Genomic DNA, 19,955 nt, shown 5'->3' on the forward strand with positions numbered 1-19,955 from the left:
TAGGTTCCTAATTTGTATGTTCCTAAAATCAATGGGCTGCCCTTCACTTTGTAGTGCAATAAACCCTTCTTTTAAAGGTGTTCCTGGCTTAAAAACAGTAGGGTCATAACCATTAACAACTCCACCGCCCATTTGCGGTTTTGTATATTCCAATACGGTTTTGCCATTTATAATATGTTTTACCAATGAATCCCCATAGACAATAAGTTCCGCTGTTACCCATTGATCTCCAAAATAGGTTTCAGAAGTTGAATTAACGCAGTGGTTCGGGTCCAATTTACCCATGTAAACAATATCCGTTCCTGGGGAGCACATGTTGCCTGTCGGTCTTTCCTTTCCTTCCTCCATCCCGGCCAAGAATTGCATTTCCACGGAAATAGGCCAGTCCTGTTCTTTAAGAATAGTTCTTGGGTCTTGGGAATGAAACATGACCCCACTGTTTAACATGGTGTAGTCTCGGAGCACCCGGAAAAAGTTCCCCCACAAAACGATATTCCATGGACAAATGAAAATAGGAATACGGCTGGTCATAATACAAATGACCGAACCGGTCGTTGAACAACCCTTCATATTGGTCGTATCTGACTTTTATTATGCTATCCTCCACCCTAAAAGTCTCTCCATAATTATTAAAGACATCGTAATGGTGGATTTTGGTGATCCAACCCTCTAAATCGCTTCCGTTGAACATTGAGGTCCAACCTTCATCTATAGTTTTTTGGGAGATTGCGCTGGTATATGCGGCAAACATAATGACCAAGAACAACTTTGCTAGCCAGCTTTTTGAAAATTTAAATAGGGCGATTTTTTGTGATATTTTCATTCCTGGTTTTTATGGGTTTACTCCAAATGAAGTTTTTAAGTCCTACTCGAAAACAGAGTCGGAATCTGATATTGGGGCTTCAAATTTTCTAAGGTATATGTACTTGCCATTTTGAGACCTGCGCTCTATAAAATCTTCCTCGGTTAGCATTGGGTCGATTTGGGTATAGTGGCATCGGTATGATTTTGCGGCCATTTCCAAATCTTCATCGGTATAGGAAACCTTGGTTCTTAAGAATTTACTTGCTTGCCCCCTTAAAATTTTCCCCTCGGAGTCCTCAATATTGACGGATGGTGTTCCATAAAAATATAAGGATGTTGGTTTCCCCCAATCCTTGCTAAGGTACACCTGGGTTATGGACGCCCCTACCAATCTATGATCCATGTGCGTGGAACCTCCGTCAGGGCCCCAGGTGATTATGGCATCCGGCTTTGTCCTTTCTACAATATCGTTCAATTGCTTCACCATTTCCCTCGCATGCGGCACGTGCCCGTCGTAGCCTTCGGCAGCCCGTAGCTGATCATGAAAATTTAATTGCGTCAATTCCACCCCTAACAATTCTGCGGCGCACTTCATTTCTTCTCTTCGGGTCACTACCAATTCGTCCCCAGCCTTGTGGTCATGAAAATCATTGGTTCCATACCTACCGTCAGTAACAACGACCAAATGCACCTTAGCTCCTTCTCTTGCGTATTTGGCTAAAATTGGAGATACTGTGCTCTCATCGTCAGGATGTGCAAAAACAGCCAACAAAACCTTTCCTTCATATGGCTTCGGGCCCAGGAAACCAAACCAAATAGGAAAAAAGTTGTCAATACGTATAGGCTTTGCCGTAAAAATGGGTTGTTTGCAGGTCGACTTTTCTTCATGGTATACTGCTTTAGTTGCTTCTTGTTGTTATACTTTGAAATAAATCTTTCGTTTGTCCAAGTAATAGGTGATATACCATAAAAATAGGAGAATTAACAACGATTCCAAAACCAACAACCAATCCTTATACTCCTCAAGAGGATGAAAGAGTCCCGTATTCCACAATATATCGAACTCCCTGAAAATCAAATGACCAAAGGTCTCGGCAAACAAATAGATGAAAATGGAGTTGGTGCCCACAACGGCAAAAAATTGTAGCCAATTTTTCTTGTATCCCTTTACGTCAATTATCCAATAAAAAAAGGCAAGTGCCAAAATGGAAATGCCGCCAGATGCCAAAGTAAAGGAAGTGGTCCTATTCTTTTTATAATGGGGGTGATTTCTAAAAAGTTCATCATAAAACCCAATACGCTTGCCAAAATACCCCAAAACATAAAACCCTTAAGCTTAATGGCGGGCTTACTTTTATCCAATAGCACTTGGCCACAGACAACACCCCAAATAGTGTGGGCGGCGGTTGGTAGAAAATTTATGAATACCCAATACCCGTTGTTTACCTTACCCATCACCAATACATCAATCAAAGATCCAAATGATTCGTGGCCTTGTGCATATGGGGCTTCAGGATTATATAACCTGTACAGTACCTCCGTAAGTAACAAAAGTAGAACAGAAAACCCTATCTCGGAACTTTCTGCTTTTGTCCATTATAGCATAGGCAATGAGAATTGTGAAGGCCAATTGTACCAATACATTCCACAATTCCCATACTGGGGAAAGGCTGTAAACACAGTGAAGCAATACCCCTAAAACGAACAACTTTAGGCAGCGCAGAGCAACATGCTTGTTCAATTCTTTTCGATTTCCTGCTTCTAGCCTTTTTTTAAAGGAAAAAGGCATGGCCACCCCAACGATAAACATAAAAAAAGGTTGTATGAGGTCCCAAAACCGAAGACCGTTCCAAGGGTGGTGTTCCAGCTGTAGGGCTAATGGATAAAAGGATGAACCCTCCGTTAAATGAACGAAACTTTCATGGAAACCAGCAGCTTCGGCAATCAATAAAAACATGATGAAACCACGGAAAACGTCCAAGGAATAAAGACGATTGGACAATGGCTTGGCAAATTGCGACATACCATTTAGAAAGTTAGGTTTGGTCCGGGAAATGTACGACAAATTTTAAACGAAATGAGTAACTTTCTATTCCATTCTACTACTTGGACAATATATAGGCTCTTGTTTTTGGGTTCATTTTTTCAGGTACAGCGAATGATTTATCAGCTCCTAATTGGATTATTCATTTAGGATTTTAATCAAAAAAACCGTTTGAAGTTCCTTACTGGTCTCCTTTTTTGTTGGTTATTGCCAAGTTTGGTCCTTTGCCAGGCCAAAACCAATTCTTTTTCAAATGCAGAAATAACTGTACATGTTTTAGGTACGGTTCAGGACGGGGGAAGCCGGCACATAGGCTGCGAAAAAAAATGTTGTGCCGCCCTTTTCGAAACAGGTGATATGTCAAGAAAAGTGGTTTCCCTAGGCATTGTCGATTTTAAAAACAAAAAAACACTGCTTGTTGAAGCCACTCCGGACCTCCCCGCCCAAATGAGGGCTCTACGTGAAATGGCTCCTTTCAGGCAATATGATTATCCGGATGGAATCTTTCTTACCCATGCCCATATTGGACACTATAGCGGACTCACATATCTTGGAAAGGAAGCCGCAAATACCCGTAATATCCCGGTATATGCTATGCCCAAAATGCATCGTTTTTTGACAAAAAATGGGCCTTGGGATCAATTAGTGGCAACTAAAAATATTAGACTTGTTCCTATAGAAAATGAAAAATCGGTTCAAATATCCGAGCAGTTGAGCGTCGTTCCCTTTACGGTTCCCCATCGCGATGAGTATTCCGAGACCGTTGGATATAGGATTATAGGCCCCAACAAAACCTTGCTCTTTATTCCGGATATCGATAAATGGGAAAAGTGGGATAAAGACATTCGGGAAGAAATTAAAACCGTGGACTATGCCTTGATAGATGCCACGTTTTTTGATGCCGAAGAAGTAAATTATAGGGACATTTCAGAAATTCCACATCCATTTGTTATTGAAAGCATAAAACTATTAAAAGAGCTGTCATCTTTGGAAAGAAAGAAAGTTCATTGTATTCACTTTAACCATACAAACCCTTTGTTGCTGCCTAATTCTCCTCAAACACAAAAGGTGTTGAAAGAAGGATTTCAAATAGCAAGAAAGGGCATGGCCATAAAATTATAAACGGTTTTGGACAAGGAATTAATTGCACATCTCAACTATTTGTTATGTACAAAAATAGATAGGGTGTCGGCAATTTCGGGAGGTGATATTTCAAGGGCATATCTGTTGGAATCCGAGACTGAGAAATTCTTTATAAAAGTCAACGGTCAAAAAAATGCGCTATCCATGTTCGTTGCAGAGAGGAACGGGCTTCAAACTATATTGAAAACAAATACTCTTTCCGTACCAAGACCCTTTCATGTAGAACCTTATAACGAAGGAGGTTTTATCCTGATGGAATATGTGGAAAGTAAAACGGCAACTTCAAAAGAAATGGCACTTTTTGGCCGACAACTGGCACGGATGCACCAAAAATTAGGCGACAATGGATTTGGGATGGAACAAGACAATTTCATCGGCAGCTTGGGTCAATCGAACAAAACACATCAGGATTGGGCATCATTTTATGTGGAAGAACGACTGCTTCCTCAAATGCAATTGGCTTTTGACAAAGGCCTATTGAACAGAACAGATACACCCAATGAAGAAAAAATGGTTGCGGTGTGCAACAACTTGTTTCCCAAGGTGAATCCATCGCTATTACATGGTGATTTGTGGAGCGGGAATTTTTTAATTTCCAATAACGGAGTTCCTTTTTTGATTGATCCCGCAGTCTATTATGGCCATCACGAAGTGGATATTGCCATGACCAAGCTTTTTGGTGGTTTTGGGGATTCATTTTACAATTCGTATCGTGAGATCATCCCTCGAGAACCAGGTGAGGAAGAACGAATGGATATTTATCAATTATACTATCTACTGGTTCACCTCAACCTTTTTGGTTCTTCCTATGGGCCTCCCGTTAAAAGAATTTTGTCGGCTTATTTTTAGGATTTGGCTACCTTTAAGCAAACACTCTCTCTATGAAGTCCCTCAAAATAAGTGGCCTTTTGCTTCTAACATTGTGCAGCGGTTCCTGTAAAACCGATATAGTGAAAGTTCCATCCAAAAAAGATTTTACTACGTGGTCTTCTTATCTTGGCGATGCCGGAAGAACCCATTTTTCCACATTATCCCGGATAAACAAAGAAAATGTTCAAAATCTAAAAGTGGCCTGGGCGTATGAGTCGGAAGATTGGGGGCAGATGCAGATGAATCCTATTGTGGTAGATTCCATACTTTATGGAGTAACGGCCGCACTGCGCGTGGTAGCACTTCATGTCGAGACGGGTGAAGAGCTTTGGCAATTTGGAGATTCCGTTAAAGTTTGGCATTCTACGAGCAGAGGTGTTTCGTATTGGTCAAAAAATGAAGACCATAGAATCTTATGCACCCGAGGTGCCTATTTATTCGCTTTGGATGCTCAGACAGGCGAGCCCATTCCCTCTTTTGGCTCCGGTGGAAAAGTGGATTTGCGTTCGGAATGCCTGAGAGTGCGAAGAATAAATTCGTCATTTCCAATACCCCTGGCACCGTCTTTAAGGATTTAATCGTTATGCCACTTCGGGTATCGGAAGGAGCGGGCGCTGCCCCGGGAGACATCATAGCCTTTAACGTCATAACCGGAGAACTGGCGTGGTCTTTTCACACCATACCTCATCCCGGTGAATATGGATATGAAACGTGGGAAGATTCCACAAGCTACAATAACCCAATTGTAGGTGCGGCGAATAACTGGGCCGGCATGGCCGTTGACGAGGAAGCTGAAATTATTTTTGTTCCAACAGGCTCAGCCGCTCCGGATTTTTATGGCGGTGTTAGACGCGGTCAAAACCTATTTTCAAATTCGCTCTTGGCCTTAAATGCAAACACAGGGGAGCGTATATGGCACTTTCAATTTACCCATCACGATATTTGGGATCGAGATCCGCCAGCACCACCAAACCTTTTGATGGTTGAAAGGGATGGTAAAAAAATTCCCGCCGTGGCCCAAGTGACGAAACAAGGTTATGTTTTTGTGTTTAATCGATTGACAGGAGAACCCTTGTTTGATATTAAAGAAGTACCAGTGCCTACATCAGTACTGGAAGGGGAAGAGACTTGGCCCACCCAGCCGATTCCCGTAAGTCCAAAACCCTTTGCAAGGCAATCCCAGGACCTAACCGAATCCAATATTAGTCCCTTTGCCGAAAACAGGGATGAGTTAATTTCTCTATTCAAGGCATCCAACAAAGCACAATATGCCCCGCCAAATACCGAACCCGTTTTGTTGTTACCAGGGTACGATGGGGCAGCGGAATGGGGCGGGGCCTCAGTGAACCCCGATGACGGAATTCTATACGTGAACTCCAATGAGATGGCCTGGACACTTTTGATGAACCAAAATACTGGAGAATCCTACGATGGCCCTTTAGGAGAAGCCACCTATCAAAAATTTTGCGTTACCTGCCATCAATCTGATAGAACGGGAAATATGGCAAGTGGGTATCCCAGTTTGATAGACTTGCAACTCCGAAAAAACAAAAACGAAGTGGCGGAGATAATTACTAATGGCAAAGGCATGATGACCGGCTTTCCCCAACTTTCAAAAAAGGAAATGGATGCCCTGCTTGCCTTTCTATTCGATGAGGAAATAAAACATTCCGTTGCTTTGGAAAACGTACCCCAAGATACTATTCAAGAATTGTACAAGCATGCCGGGTATACCAAGTTTTTGGATAGCAATGGTTTACCCGGTATATCACCTCCTTGGGGTACGATGCATGCCATCGATTTGAATACGGGGAACTTTAAATGGTCCATTCCCTTTGGCAATACTCCGGAATTGGGGGAAGAAGGAATAGGAACCGGAACGGAAAATTATGGTGGTGCCGTGGTGACCGAAAATGGATTGCTGTTCATAGCCGCTACGCGTGATGGCTTTTTTAGGGCCTACGATAAAGAAAATGGATTGCTGCTTTGGGAATATGAATTGCCCGCGCCTGCTTTTGCTACACCTGCCATGTATGAATTTAATGGAAAGCAGTATATTGCCATCGCTTGTGGCGGGGAGAAACTAGGCACTAAAAAGGGGAATCAAATAATTGCCTTTGCCTTAAACCCGTAGCAAAATAAACTAACCAACGAATAATGTTAACACTGTTTGAACGCGCTAAGGATTTTGGCGATAGGAAGGCACTTGCTTCCAATGATACCGAGTATACGTACAACGAACTTATAGCATCGTCTGATGCTGTTGCTGGAAATCTTTTATCGGGTTCCCAAGATATTAAAGAGGCGCGGATTACATTTTTAGTGCCTCCCTCCTTTGAATATACCGCCATTCAATGGGGAATTTGGAAAGCGGGTGGTATTGCGGTTCCCTTATGTGTGCTGCACCCCTTGCCATCCATCCAATATGTGTTGGAGGACACGCAAGCAGAACTGGTAATTGCCCATGAAGACTATGTTTCCTTTTTAAAACCCTTGGAAGCCACTTTGGGTATTTCCGTTGTTCCTATGGAAGAAATCCTAGCGGAAAAAAAAGCAACGCTTCCCAATGTGTCTTCGGACAGAAGGGCCATGATATTATACACAAGTGGCACTACCAGTAAGCCCAAGGGCGTAGTAACTACGCACGCCAATATTGAAGCCCAAATAACGGCTTTAGTAGATGCCTGGGAATGGGAAAAGGAGGATTATATTTTGAACATCCTCCCCTTACATCATGTGCATGGTATCATCAACGTAATGAGCTGTGCGTTATGGAGTGGTGCTTGTTGTGAATTTTTACCGAAGTTCAACGATGAAAAAGTCCGGGAAATCATTGCATCGGGTAGGCTTACCCTATTTATGGCAGTACCCACCATCTATTATAAGCTTATAGCCTATTGGGACCAGTCCAGCCAAGAGGAACAACAAAAAATGTCTGAAGCAGCATCTAACCTTAGGTTAATGGTCTCCGGTTCTGCCGCCTTACCGGTTCCCGTGCTTGAAAAGTGGAGGTCCATTTCCGGCCAAACCCTTTTGGAGCGTTATGGAATGACAGAAATTGGCATGGGCCTATCTAACTCGTATCGAGGGGAGCGAAGACCAGGGCATGTAGGCCTGCCCTTACCTACAGTGGAAATGCGCTTGGTAGACCAAGAAAACAACCCTGTGGGAGCCAACGAACCGGGGGAGTTTCAAATTAAAGGGCCCAGTGTTTTTAAAGAGTATTGGCAAAAACCGGATGCAACTGAAAATGCCTTTACTAAAGATGGCTGGTTCATTACGGGAGATATCGGCATGCTCAATGACGGACTTTATAAGATTTTGGGTAGGGATAGTGTAGATATAATTAAGTCGGGCGGATATAAAATATCGGCCCTGGAAATTGAGGATGTTCTAAGAAAGCATGAACATATTGCCGATTGTGCTGTAGTTGGCCTTCCCGATGAAGAGTGGGGCGAGGTCATTGCGGCATGCCTTGTTCCTTCAGGTGAAGGATTGGACACCCAAGAATTGGGTTCTTGGTTAAAGACCCAAATGCCGGGATATAAAATTCCAAGAAAATATATCGTACAATCTGAATTGCCAAGAAACGTCTTGGGCAAGGTCACAAAAAACGAAGTAAAAAAACTGTTCCAAACCAAATAACCAAACTATGGATTTTCTAACCTGGATTCCCTATGTGGGAATATTAATTCGGTCATCATCAACGCAGCGTTGGTTCTTAAAAGGGATATTCACGTGGAAGAAAACGATCATAATCCGGAACACTGATGGAATACTTTTACGAACACTACGTAACGCTTATCTTGACCGCTTTTTATGTGGGGGGTTGTCTTTATATCGGCTGGTTTTTTAAGAAAAAGGCCTCCCAAGGTGTAGAAGGTTTTTATGTGGCCAAAAGGGAAATACCGGGTTGGGTGATCTCCCTAGCCTTCTTTTCTACATCGGCCAGTACGAACACTTATATAGGCCAGGCGGGGAAGTCTTTTGAATTCGGACTCTCATGGGCTTGGATGGGGCTTATATGGACCTTTTTTTGTGTCATATCCTGGCAACTTTTAGGGCCTAAAATGCGATTCCGGACCGCACGGTTAAAATCGTTCACCATTCCCGATTACTTTCACCTACGGTATAAAAGCTCTTTGGCCCAAACCATTCGGGTTTTGTCCGCCATTATTATCCTTTTTGCTACATTATGGTACATGGTGGGTATTGCCAAAGGGTGTGCCCATGTGCTCAATGCGGTGCTGGACATCCCTTATGAATATGGTTCGTTCGCCATTATTGCCGTAACCTGTGCCTATACCATTTGGGGCGGTATGTACAGTGTGCTTTGGACAGATGCCATCCAAGGTATTATCATGTTCGGCGTTGCTATTTTAATGTTGGCCATTCCTTTTATGTATGTAGGTGGGGTGGACAATCTTTTTGAAGCCGTTTCTAATACAGAACATTTGACCAAGGCCGGAGAGCCCATCAAATCCGGTTTAGTGACGTTTGGAGAGTTGGTGTCGTTTCTTTACATCTTGGGAATTGGGCTTGCCGTAGGTATGAAACAGATTTCTGAACCCAAGAACCTCATTCGTTTTTACTCGGTCAACAACACCAAAAGTATGCGATTCGCCATGATATGGACACCGGTTTTTTTAGGGGTTTCATTGGTCTGCGTGATGGGGCTGGGGGCCTTGGTACATGGCATGGCAACACCAGATGAGGCCAATTATCTTATCAACCATACGGATGAAGTGGTTGGTTTTATGTTGGATAAGTTTGACAATAAACTGGTAAGCGGAATCTGTGTGGCCGGTTTATTTGCCGCGGGGATGAGCTCTTTGGCTTCCGTCATTATCATCATAGGAACAGCCTTTGTAAAGGATATTTGGCATGTGGCAAAGCCGATGGAAGAATCCAAAATAATTCCCAGGACCAAATGGTTCATGGCCATTTACTGTTTGTTCGTGTTCCTGTTGACACTTTATCCTATTGCAGGGATAGTAGAACTCACGGCCTTTGCCGGTGCCGTTTTTGCGGCAAGCTTTTTTCCAGCAATATTTGGCGGACTCTACCTAAAATGGGGAACAGACATGGGTGCTTTGGCCTCAATGATTGTGGGCATGATTATAAACATCGTTTGGCGCTTCGTATTCCGTTTTAATTACGAGGCCTTAAAAGATATTCACGAAATAATACCCGCCTTCTTGTTGTCCATGCTTACCTACGTAGTTGTAAGTCTTATGACTAAAGATCGCCAGCCGGATGAGGCACATCTAAATCATGTCTTTGGGAAGTAAGAAGCGCTTTTAATTAGAGCTTAAAAAGGTATAATTGCGCTGTAGATTGATCAGGGCTTCATCCTCTTGGTTCAACACGCGTTTGCTTCTTAGATATCTGTTGAGATTGTATTCGTCAAAATTTTCGGCACCCTCTTCCATACTACTGATACGCACCCTATCCGAAGCATGGATAAATTCATTGTTTCCGATCCACATGCCTACGTGTACCACCTTTTCAGCTGTGGAATCCGTGGCCTTCCGCCCAAAGAACAACAAATCCCCTTTTTGAAGTTGGTCAAAGTTCTTTGTGGTATCCACCGACATTCCTGTATGTACCTGTTGGGAGGCGTCCCTAGGAATAATGACCCCGTTCAAAAAATAGATGGTTTTGGTAAATCCACTGCAATCCATGCCCTTGGTGGAAGTGCCACCCCAAAGGTAGGGTACCCCTATGAGCGTTTTGGAAGTGGTTACAAGCGATTCCTGACTTGGATTTAAACCGTCTATCCAAGTGTCATATAGGGATGCCTCCTCTTTTTTTACAAAACCTTCCCGGCCATCTCGGAAAACGAACTTTATAAAAATCCATTCCCTCCCCCGTAGTTTCCAAAATGCTACCTGCAACCAAATCAGATGTCCTTGTTTGGGCATCAATACCCGAAAAGACATGGCCATAAGTGTCCGTATAAATTATTTTTTTCAGATTCTTCCAAGCTTCAAGTTCAGTATCGGTCATTAACGAGATTTCACCGGAATTCACCCATGCCAAATATTTATCGGGTGTTTGTATGTAGTACCACCCTCCCTCCTTTTTCCAAACTTTAACCGGGGTTCCCAAAATGGCTTGTGTAGAAAGTTCTGCCGAATGTTTCGGTTCGCTTCGTAAGTTGGCGACGGAATTCGTCACCAAGGCAACGTGTTTGCCCTCTAAACTAGCGTCCGGTAGGATTTTAATGCTATCGGTATATGCCACACCTGCTTCGTTCAATTTCCCTTTAAGTGCAAGAACTGCATCGGGAAGGTTACTTTCACCAACAAGGATCCAGCCATCCGTAGAATATTTGCCTTCTATATTAACCAACGCAACCCGCTTATCAGGCGCATGTTCCTTCTTTATTTCTTCAATGTACCCCTGCAGATTGTCGTCTACAACCGTTTTTTTGTTGCACCCGAGGACCGTGAGTAAAAAGAACTATTAGAATTTTAGGGGAATAATGCATGTGTTTTTTTGTAAAAGTAATTAATTCTCAGGGCATGCCCGTGAGACATTCGTTGGAAACAAATTTATAATTTCGAGGCAATCCTTGAGCTATTAAACCCTTAAGAGCTTCTAATAAAGAATCTGCTCTTTAATTACTTAAAATAGTACTTGGATCTCATTATATAATTTGGCTACATTCGTATTGATGGAAAAATTACATGTTATAGAGTTATTTGCAGGTGTAGGCGGGTTTCGTCTTGGCTTGGAGCAAACCGGTAATTATGACGTTGTTTGGAGCAATCAATGGGAACCCAGCACCAAGACCCAGCATGCATCCATGGTGTATGAGGCCAAATTTGATCCGGAAAACCATGTGAACTCAGATATTTCAGAGGTTCCAACTGATACAATTCCTGATGCCGAAGTACTGGTGGGCGGATTTCCATGTCAGGATTATTCCGTGGCGACCACTTTGCAAAACTCCAAGGGGTTGATCGGGAAAAAAGGGGTGTTATGGTGGAGCATCCATCGGATCATATCCGAAAAAAAACAGCCGCCAAAATACCTATTCTTGGAGAATGTAGACCGATTGTTGAAATCTCCCTCCAACCAAAGAGGGCGTGATTTTGCCATTATGCTAAAGAGTTTGGAAGAACTGGGCTATGCGGTGGAATGGCGTGTGATCAATGCAGCGGATTACGGAATGCCCCAGCGCAGACGACGTGTATTTTTTCCGGGTTATCACAAAAGCACGGATATGTATAAAAAACTGAAAAAATCGGATGCCGAAGCATGGATGTTACAGGATGGGGTTCACGCCGAAGCCTTTCCGGTTTGTATGGACTTGGGTGTAGCAAAAGGATTCCATATCGAGGGGGATTTGGTTTCGCTGTCCGAAAGTTTCAACAAGGGTCAAAAATTGTCACCTTTTGAAAATACGGGGGTCTTTGTGGAAGGGAATGTCACCACCTTAAAGACCAAGGCCGATTACAATGATGAAAAGATGGTCCTTGGGGATATCCTTCAAAAGGATGCTATTCCAAGGGAATATTTCATTGACGAACAGGATTTGGCCAAGTGGGAATATTTAAAAGGAGCCAAAAAAGAGAGTCGCACTGCAAAAAATGGTTTTAGCTATAATTATAGCGAGGGGGCCATGGTCTTTCCTGATGCTTTGGACAATGCTTCCGGAACTATTATTACCGGAGAAGGAGGAAAAAGTCCGTCAAGGTTTAAACATGTGGTACAAACCTTTAAAGGCTTACGCCGTTTAACCCCCATAGAATTGGAACGTTTGAACATGTTCCCGGACAATCATACCCAATTGAAGGGCATTAGTGATACAAAACGTGCATTTTTTATGGGGAATGCCTTGGTGGTGGGCATCGTATTCAAAATTGGAGAAGTCCTATTTAAAAAAATCAACCCATAAATCCTTGTTTTGAAGAGTAGTTTTACATCGGATCTGAAGAAAGAAAAAAAACTCTCTATCCTTTTGGATTCATATTATTTAAACTGTTTAAAACAATATGATTTTGAACGGGTTCAAAATATACAGGAACAACTTCAGGGCATTGATGTCATATTTAAACATAAGACGACCCGAAAAACCTTTCTCATAGACGAAAAAGCACAATTGGATTATATCAATGAGGACCTACCCACTTTTGCCTTTGAGCTCCATTATATAAAAAATGGTCAATTAAAGGACGGATGGCTTTTTGATGCCTCCAAAAAAACCGATTTCTATGCCTTGGTCACAGCGATTTACGAAGACGAACCTGATAAGTTTACCTCCTGTAAAATCATATTTGTTAATAGAAACAAATTGAAGGATTTCTTGTCCGCGAGAGGTATTACCAAACAACTATTATTGAAACATTATCAAAAAGAATCGCTACCACATGGTAAACTGGAACTGAAGGAATTGAAATCAAAAACTGAAGGTTATTTGTACCATTCCAAGGACAACAAAGCAGAACGACCTTTCAATTTAATATTACGATTAGAATGGCTTCTCTCCAATCACATTGCCAAAAAATTAATATAGATTGGTTAAAAACCTGTTAATCAACCCCTAATTTTTGGATTTCTTACTTATTTTCTTATTTTATAAGGTATGGTAAAATTAGACAAGTCAGAAAATACAGAATTTTTAGAGAAATCGATACATCATTTAGAAGCTACAGGCTTTGAAAATATAAAGGCAGATTTGGAAGGTTATGAAAAGCCCAAATCCTACAGTAGAAAAGGGGCTGAAGAAAAAATTACCCCGGACATTGTTGCGATAAAAAATGGGCGAAAATACTTTTTTGATATTAGCCTAAAATCTGAAAAACCTCGACTGTTAAAAACTAAATGGTTGTTTTTGGATACTTTGAGCCGGATGAAGTCCAATCGTTTCAGAATCATTACTACCCGTGGACATTATAAGTTTACGGATACTATGTTGGAAGATATCAACCTTAGTAACAAAGAACCTATCAAAATTTAATTTTTTAAAAACAATACTTAGTTATAAATGGGATGCTAGTGCGTCCCATTATTTTTTTATATTTAGGTATTAAAATCTCTTTATAAAATAACACGAATCCTTCTTTGGATTTAAATAGTAGACCCAATTCTTGGGTCTAAATCTTCATTGTTTCATTTTATAAAGAAAATCATGACTAAAAATAAAATAGCCGTTATTGGTGGTACCGGAAAATCGGGCACCTATTTGGTAAAAAGGCTTTTAGACCTCGAAACACCCTTAAAACTCTTACTTAGAAATCCAGTAAAAGCTTTGTTTTAAGAATCCCTTGGTTGAAGTGATCAAAGGCGATGCTAGGGATTATAATTCCATTTGGGATTTAATCGATGGATGCCAAGCAGTAATCAGCACATTGGGACAACCCAAAGGGGAACCCCCAATTTTTAAAGATGCCAGCAAGAACATCATTAATGCATTGCTCAAATACAATCTGAAAAGGTACATAGTGGTCACAGGATTAAATGTGGATACCCCATTTGATAAAAAGGATGAAAAAACGAGCTATGCTACACAATGGATGTACGAAAACTTTCCGGCTACAACTAAAAATAGACAGGAAGAGTATACATATTTGACTACACAGAAAGGTGTGGATTGGACGTTGGTTCGATTGCCTTTAATTGTTCAAACCGAGGAAAAATATCCCTTTGGGGTTAGTTTGGAGAATTGTGAAGGGAATAACATTAGCGCTACCGACTTGGCTGATTTCTTAATCTCCCAATTAAATGATAGCAGCTATATCCATGAAAGTCCTTTTTTATTCAATGTTTAAATTAAAATGGGCGGATGAATCCGCCCATTTTTTTATTTTTTTACCATTGAAACATGTGGAATGCCATCTTCCAAGTACTCCGATCCTTCCGCTTTAAAACCCAAGGAATTATAGAACTTCAACAAGTAGGTCTGTGCGGAAATTCGAATATTCGTTGTTCCAAATTCTTCCTCGATAGCCTTAATGGAAGCTTCCATGATTACCTTTCCATAACCATATTTACGTTGCCCCTGCTTGACCACTACCCTACCAATACTGGCCTCGGCAAAGTAATCGCCCGGTGCGAAGACACGGGTGTAGGCAACGATTTCTCCATTCTTGTTTCCTATCACGTGAACCGCTTTTGTATCCTTACCGTCCAAGTCCTGATAAACACAGTCCTGTTCAACCACAAATACCTCGCTTCGCAACTGTAATATTGCATAGAGTTCAGAAGTATCCAACTCGTTAAATCTTCTTATGGATATGTTCATAGGTTTACGTAGTCCTTTATGTTGGGATTTATTTCCACTAAATTTTTTACAAAGTTTTCCTTATCCTTGGGAGATAGCACCAAAATCCCAAATTTGTCATAGGTAAGTTGTATTCTATCCAAGGATGCCGCTGGGGCGGAAAAAAGGCTTTTTGTCTTTTTAACAGATGTAATTCTTGAAATATTCAGGTGCTTTCTATATATAAAACCGCTTTTTACATACAGTTTATCTGCATCAATGACATATTCCGTATTCATCAGCAGATATAAAATAAATAGGCATACGGCCAAAAAAATACCGGAAGTTGTTAATATACCTGACGTTTCTTCACCCTTCACAATCATCGATATGATAATTCCTAGAAAAGGTACCATCGGGAAGAAAAAAAGCCTCCAGCTAATTTTAGATTTATACGTTTTCATAAACCTCAAATGTAAAAAAGATAGGCTGCCTAATGTTTAATAATAACGCAACCGATAGAATCAAATATACTCGATAATCGAGTCAATCCTGAACGATTACATGTTTGGAATCGCATTTACCAAACTCCGGCTGAATATTTATGTGGCTAATACCATGCTTATGATAGACTTCCTCTTCTATTTCATCCAAAATTTTATCAAACTCAGAAAGTTTTATATCCTCAGAGAAATCGACATGTGCCTCTAAATGGATTTGATCTTCGTTCAACTGCCATAAATGTACATGATGTACATTCTTAACCGACTTTACCTTGGAAATAGTATCCACAATATGCTGCAGTTGTGCATTTTTCGGGGTAAATAACATGAGTACCCGTGTAGAATCTTTCAATAGATCAAAACCCATATAAATAAGGTATACCGCTATTATAAATGTCAATAAGGGGTCTACCCAATAGAGCTCATAGAATTTCATCAATAACCCTCCAATCAAAACCGCTACCGAAGCCAACATATCTGTTAGTAAATGTAAATAGGCAGATTTCATATTCATGTTTTTATCGGAATCCTTTTTAATAAGGAAAACACTAAAACCATTGGCAGCTATCCCTAAAAGGGACAACCAAATAACCAAATTAGATTCTACCTCTTGTGGATTTAAAAATCGTTCAATAGCCTCTTTGATCAAGAGAACCGCAACAACTATTAAGGTAGCCGAATTCACAAAAGCCGCTATTATTTCTGCTCTCTTATAACCAAAGGTTTTGGTGGCCGAGGCTTTTTTCTTGGAAAGGACATTTGCTATATAACTAACTATCAGCGATAATACATCACTAAAGTTGTGAAGGGCATCCGATAGTAAGGACAAACTACCGGAAATGATACCTCCTATCACCTGTGAGGCAGTAATAAGAATGTTGAGTAAAATGGAAATTACAAGGTTCTTTCCCTCTACTTTAGGATGGGAATGTCCATGTGATTGATGATGGTGACCGTGACCCATGAACTTTATATTCTAGCTACAAGGAATCTTGTCTATCCTTCTTTCATGCCTTCCACCTGCAAAAGGAGTTTTTAAGAATACTTCTACCATTTCCAAGGCTTGTTGTAACGCAATATAACGTGCCGGTAAACTTAAAATATTGGCATTATTGTGTTCCCTGGCCAATTCCACAATTTCCTTGGTCCAACATAATGCGGCCCTTACTTTCTGATGCTTGTTAGCCGTCATAGAAGCGCCATTTCCGCTCCCACAGATAATAATTCCGTAATCAACTTTTCCGTCTTCAACATCCTGGGCCACGGGATGAACAAAATCTGGATAATCCACACTATCGGACCCATCCGTTCCGTAGTTGATTACTTCTATATCCATTGACCTTAAAAGACCAATAACGGCAAGTTTATAGTCTGTACCCGCATGGTCATTTCCTATAGCTATTTTCATGTTTTTATTTTATTTGTTCTTCAACCATCTATGTAATTTGCCAACAATCATCTAAAAAACTTTCTAGATTTTATGTGCTCATTTCATATTAAAGTTCTTAAAAATAAAACTCTTGTTGTAAGCGTTTTGGGGAACGTTTATAATCTTTATAAAGGTACAACTTCCCAATGGTGACCACAAAAAATCATACGTTTACAACATACATTTTAAAATATTACCAATCTACCGTTCATTAGTTGGTTAATTAGTTATTCTAAGGGTTGATAAGTTGTTGAAAAAAAGTGAATTTAAATTTGCTTGTAAATTCAATATATACATTACAATCATTCCGGATCAAAAGCGAAAAAAAATATTAGAAAGTGTGAGTCGCTTTTCAAAAAAAGTAACCCTATAATTAACAATAATTTTACATAAACTTATCAAAAAATGAATGTTTAAATGGGTTATGAACTCATTTTAATAACTTTTTTAAAAGCTTGATTTTCATTGTTGTTTATTCTTCATAGTATGTCAATAACTATTAGTATCTAACAAAATCAAGAATTCCCAAAAATAGTTTTACCCCTTATTAACAAGCTATCATAATCATCATTTTATTTAAAAATTAGAAAAAAAGAAAAATGATATTATAATATATGTTGATAACAACTAAGTCTCTTATATGAGACTTCCTACTGGATTATAATTTGTAATTTTCCGATAAATAGAAACTTTAATGTCTAAAAGAAATAAGAAGAGTAGAAATCATAGAAAGAATGAAATTACCAAAGGGATTTTTACGGTTTTAGAGAAGGAACCTAGCAAAAGTTTCAACTATAAACAAATAGCTGCTAAGATTGGAATATCAGATGCCCAAGATCGAAATACGCTGATAAAAAGACTCACCCAATTAAAAGAAAAAAAACGTATTCAGGAAGTTTCAAGGGGTAGTTATCAGGTATTGGAAAACACCAAAACCTACCATAAAGGTACCGTTGATATTACTGGAAGAGGTAATGCCTACATTATTGTGGAAGGAATGGATGATGACGTTTTTGTTCCTTTCAATAAGTTAAATAAGGCTTTTCATAAGGATTTGGTCGAAGTTTATATTTATCCGAGGAAAAAAAGCAAAAAAATCGAAGGGGAAATAGTCAGTATCGTAGAGCGAAATAAGAAGACTTTTGTAGGAATCGTAGATATGCAAAAGACTTTTGCATTTGTTCGTCCGTCCGATTTTAGAATGTATACTGATATTTTTATAACAAAGGAGAACTTAAATGGCGCTAAGGATGGTGAGAAGGTTATTGTAGAATTATTGGATTGGCCTGATGGTGTAGATTCTCCCTATGGGAAAATTAAAGAGGTATTAGGAATACCTGGGGAACATAATACTGAAATACATTCGATACTTGCTGAGTATGGATTGCCTTATGAATTTCCTGTGGAAGTACAACGTTTTGCAGATGGTCCGGATACTAGTATAAAAGAGGAAGAGATTTCCGGGCGTAGGGATATGAGAGATGTATTGACATTTACTATTGATCCAAAAGATGCCAAAGATTTTGACGACGCACTTTCTTTCACAATATTAGAGAATGGTAATTATGAAATTGGTATTCATATTGCGGACGTTTCACATTATTTACATGTAGATACCATATTGGATGATGAAGCTTATGATAGGGCTACATCTGTTTATTTGGTGGACCGTGTGGTTCCTATGTTACCGGAAGTTTTATCCAATAATGCTTGTTCCTTAAGACCAAAGGAGGAAAAATACACCTTTTCTGCAATTTTTGAATTGGACGAAAACGCCGTTATTAAAAATCAATGGTTTGGAAGAACAGCGATAAACTCTGATGAACGATTCGCATATGAGGAGGCACAACATATTATTGAAACTGGTAAAGGATATATTCCTGAGAATGTATCCATTAGGGGAAGGGCGTATAATGTTGAAGATGAAATTGTTGAAGCTACCCTTACAATGGATAAGCTGGCCAAAATAATGCGTAAAAAGCGCATGAATCAAGGTGCGATCTCTTTTGATAAGGTAGAAGTGCGCTTTAACTTGAACGAAAACAATGAACCTATTGGTGTATATTTTAAAGAAGCTAAGGATGCCAATAAGCTAATTGAGGAATTCATGTTATTGGCTAATAGAAAGGTAGCAGAGTTTATAGGAAAGCAAAAACCAAAGAAAACGTTCGTGTATAGAGATTCATGATGACCCGGATGAGGATAAGTTGATTGCTTTAAATGGCATTATTTCAAGGTTTGGGCATAAATTAAATTTTAAGGATAAGAAAACAATAAGTGCTTCATTGAACCAATTATTGGAGGATGTTAAAGGACAAAAGGAACAGAATCTTGTAGATACACTGGCTATCCGTAGTATGAGCAAGGCAATTTATACTGTAGATAACATTGGACATTATGGATTGGCATTTGATTATTATACCCATTTTACCTCCCCTATTAGAAGGTATCCGGATGTCATGGTACACAGATTACTACAGTATTACCTTGATGGAGGTAGTTCGGTAAAAGAGGATAAATACGAAGAGAAATGCAAACATTCTTCTGATATGGAGGCATTGGCGGCCAATGCTGAGAGAGATTCCATCAAGTACATGCAGATAAAGTTCATGGAGGATCACAAAGATGAAGAGTTTCTTGGTGTTATAAGTGGTGTTACGGAATGGGGAATTTATGTTGAGATTATCGAGAATAAATGTGAAGGTATGGTTCGTATCAGGGACATAAAGGGAGATTATTATATCTTTGATGAAAAGCAATATGCCATTATTGGGGAGCGCACTAAAAAAATGTATCAATTAGGCGATGAAGTGGTAGTCATGGTAAAGAGTACCGATTTGATTAAAAGACACTTGGACTTTTCTTTGATAGGCAAGAAAGAATAGTTTTTTGGAATGAATTTTGATTCGTGGGAATCCTTAAAATCAAAAACCTGTTTACAGGTATTAAACC

General features: G+C 40.0%; 21 protein-coding genes and 2 pseudogenes. 12 read left to right on the plus strand and 11 right to left on the minus strand.

Annotated features, from left to right (window positions below; genetic code table 11):
- Nucleotides 1-66 precede the first annotated feature (66 nt).
- The 5 genes and pseudogenes from NYZ99_RS19800 to NYZ99_RS19820 form a co-directional block, all read right to left on the minus strand.
- Nucleotides 67-447 (minus strand): annotated as a pseudogene (locus tag NYZ99_RS19800) (3-keto-disaccharide hydrolase); the annotation flags it as partial.
- Entirely contained in the window at nt 395-823 is a 429-nt protein-coding gene (locus NYZ99_RS19805) for a 3-keto-alpha-glucoside-1,2-lyase-like domain-containing protein (protein WP_260572793.1), read from the minus strand. The pseudogene NYZ99_RS19800 and the gene NYZ99_RS19805, both read right to left, overlap by 53 nt.
- A 42-nt stretch (nt 824-865) precedes the next feature.
- Complete coding sequence (locus tag NYZ99_RS19810) at nt 866-1,576, minus strand: PIG-L deacetylase family protein (RefSeq protein WP_260572794.1); 711 nt, start codon at nt 1,574-1,576, stop codon at nt 866-868.
- Between the two features lie 144 nt (nt 1,577-1,720).
- Nucleotides 1,721-2,122: a hypothetical protein gene (locus tag NYZ99_RS19815; protein ID WP_260572795.1), complete on the minus strand. Its 402-nt coding sequence runs from the start codon at nt 2,120-2,122 to the stop codon at nt 1,721-1,723.
- Between the two features lie 198 nt (nt 2,123-2,320).
- Nucleotides 2,321-2,869, minus strand: coding sequence for a heparan-alpha-glucosaminide N-acetyltransferase domain-containing protein (locus NYZ99_RS19820; RefSeq protein WP_260572796.1), 549 nt, complete (start codon nt 2,867-2,869; stop codon nt 2,321-2,323).
- 336 nt (nt 2,870-3,205) lie between these two features.
- Here NYZ99_RS19820 and NYZ99_RS19825 point away from each other — a divergent pair, with 336 nt between their 5' ends.
- The 6 genes from NYZ99_RS19825 (at nt 3,206) to NYZ99_RS19850 (ending at nt 10,152) form a co-directional block, all read left to right on the plus strand.
- Complete coding sequence (locus NYZ99_RS19825) at nt 3,206-3,970, plus strand: MBL fold metallo-hydrolase (protein ID WP_260572797.1); 765 nt, start codon at nt 3,206-3,208, stop codon at nt 3,968-3,970.
- A 6-nt stretch (nt 3,971-3,976) separates the two neighbouring features.
- The gene (locus NYZ99_RS19830) at nt 3,977-4,840 is read left to right on the plus strand and encodes a fructosamine kinase family protein (protein WP_260572798.1); all 864 of its coding nucleotides are present in this window, start codon (nt 3,977-3,979) and stop codon (nt 4,838-4,840) included.
- A 32-nt stretch (nt 4,841-4,872) separates the two neighbouring features.
- A complete protein-coding gene (locus tag NYZ99_RS19835; RefSeq protein WP_260572799.1) occupies nt 4,873-5,439 on the plus strand; it encodes a PQQ-binding-like beta-propeller repeat protein in 567 nt (188 codons plus the stop codon).
- The gene (locus NYZ99_RS19840; RefSeq protein ID WP_260572800.1) at nt 5,373-6,995 is read left to right on the plus strand and encodes a c-type cytochrome; all 1,623 of its coding nucleotides are present in this window, start codon (nt 5,373-5,375) and stop codon (nt 6,993-6,995) included. The genes NYZ99_RS19835 and NYZ99_RS19840 overlap by 67 nt, the downstream gene beginning before the upstream one ends.
- 23 nt (nt 6,996-7,018) lie before the next feature.
- Complete coding sequence (locus NYZ99_RS19845; RefSeq protein WP_260572801.1) at nt 7,019-8,506, plus strand: acyl-CoA synthetase; 1,488 nt, start codon at nt 7,019-7,021, stop codon at nt 8,504-8,506.
- A gap of 125 nt (nt 8,507-8,631) precedes the next feature.
- Nucleotides 8,632-10,152 (plus strand): sodium:solute symporter family protein, encoded by a 1,521-nt coding sequence (locus tag NYZ99_RS19850; protein ID WP_260572802.1) that lies wholly within the window; start codon nt 8,632-8,634, stop codon nt 10,150-10,152.
- A gap of 9 nt (nt 10,153-10,161) precedes the next feature.
- On the opposite strand, the gene NYZ99_RS19855 is transcribed toward NYZ99_RS19850, so the two are convergent.
- Together NYZ99_RS19855 and NYZ99_RS19860 are read right to left on the minus strand one after the other, a co-directional pair.
- Nucleotides 10,162-10,758, minus strand: coding sequence for a C40 family peptidase (locus NYZ99_RS19855; protein ID WP_260572803.1), 597 nt, complete (start codon nt 10,756-10,758; stop codon nt 10,162-10,164).
- Nucleotides 10,649-11,215, minus strand: a complete 567-nt coding sequence (locus NYZ99_RS19860) for an SH3 domain-containing protein (RefSeq protein WP_260572804.1) — start codon at nt 11,213-11,215, stop codon at nt 10,649-10,651. The genes NYZ99_RS19855 and NYZ99_RS19860 overlap by 110 nt, the downstream gene beginning before the upstream one ends.
- 325 nt (nt 11,216-11,540) lie before the next feature.
- On the opposite strand from NYZ99_RS19860, the gene dcm reads away from it, so the two are divergent.
- The 5 genes from dcm (at nt 11,541) to NYZ99_RS19885 (ending at nt 14,640) form a co-directional block, all read left to right on the plus strand.
- On the plus strand, nt 11,541-12,767 hold the full coding sequence (gene dcm / locus NYZ99_RS19865) for a DNA (cytosine-5-)-methyltransferase (RefSeq protein ID WP_260572805.1): 1,227 nt from the start codon (nt 11,541-11,543) through the stop codon (nt 12,765-12,767).
- Nucleotides 12,768-12,776: 9 nt separating this feature from the next.
- Complete coding sequence (locus NYZ99_RS19870; RefSeq protein WP_260572806.1) at nt 12,777-13,385, plus strand: hypothetical protein; 609 nt, start codon at nt 12,777-12,779, stop codon at nt 13,383-13,385.
- Nucleotides 13,386-13,454: 69 nt separating this feature from the next.
- A complete protein-coding gene (locus NYZ99_RS19875; protein ID WP_260572807.1) occupies nt 13,455-13,829 on the plus strand; it encodes a hypothetical protein in 375 nt (124 codons plus the stop codon).
- A gap of 171 nt (nt 13,830-14,000) precedes the next feature.
- Complete coding sequence (locus NYZ99_RS19880; RefSeq protein WP_260572808.1) at nt 14,001-14,129, plus strand: hypothetical protein; 129 nt, start codon at nt 14,001-14,003, stop codon at nt 14,127-14,129.
- A gap of 16 nt (nt 14,130-14,145) precedes the next feature.
- A complete protein-coding gene (locus NYZ99_RS19885; RefSeq protein ID WP_260575292.1) occupies nt 14,146-14,640 on the plus strand; it encodes an NAD(P)-dependent oxidoreductase in 495 nt (164 codons plus the stop codon).
- 32 nt (nt 14,641-14,672) lie between these two features.
- On the opposite strand, the gene NYZ99_RS19890 is transcribed toward NYZ99_RS19885, so the two are convergent.
- From NYZ99_RS19890 to rpiB, 4 genes are all read right to left on the minus strand, one after another.
- On the minus strand, nt 14,673-15,113 hold the full coding sequence (locus tag NYZ99_RS19890; RefSeq protein ID WP_260572809.1) for a GNAT family N-acetyltransferase: 441 nt from the start codon (nt 15,111-15,113) through the stop codon (nt 14,673-14,675).
- The gene (locus NYZ99_RS19895) at nt 15,110-15,451 is read right to left on the minus strand and encodes a PH domain-containing protein (RefSeq protein ID WP_260572810.1); all 342 of its coding nucleotides are present in this window, start codon (nt 15,449-15,451) and stop codon (nt 15,110-15,112) included. The genes NYZ99_RS19890 and NYZ99_RS19895 overlap by 4 nt, the downstream gene beginning before the upstream one ends.
- 166 nt (nt 15,452-15,617) lie before the next feature.
- Nucleotides 15,618-16,538 carry a cation diffusion facilitator family transporter gene (locus tag NYZ99_RS19900; protein ID WP_260572811.1) on the minus strand — a complete coding sequence of 307 codons (921 nt, stop codon included), beginning with the start codon at nt 16,536-16,538 and terminating at the stop codon, nt 15,618-15,620.
- A gap of 12 nt (nt 16,539-16,550) precedes the next feature.
- On the minus strand, nt 16,551-16,982 hold the full coding sequence (rpiB, locus tag NYZ99_RS19905) for a ribose 5-phosphate isomerase B (RefSeq protein WP_260572812.1): 432 nt from the start codon (nt 16,980-16,982) through the stop codon (nt 16,551-16,553).
- 715 nt (nt 16,983-17,697) lie between these two features.
- Between rpiB and rnr the strand changes: the two are divergent.
- Nucleotides 17,698-19,888: pseudogene (gene rnr / locus NYZ99_RS19910) on the plus strand (ribonuclease R).
- Nucleotides 19,889-19,955: the final 67 nt, after the last annotated feature.

The organism is Maribacter litopenaei, assembly GCF_025244665.1.
Classification (GTDB): domain Bacteria; phylum Bacteroidota; class Bacteroidia; order Flavobacteriales; family Flavobacteriaceae; genus Maribacter; species Maribacter litopenaei.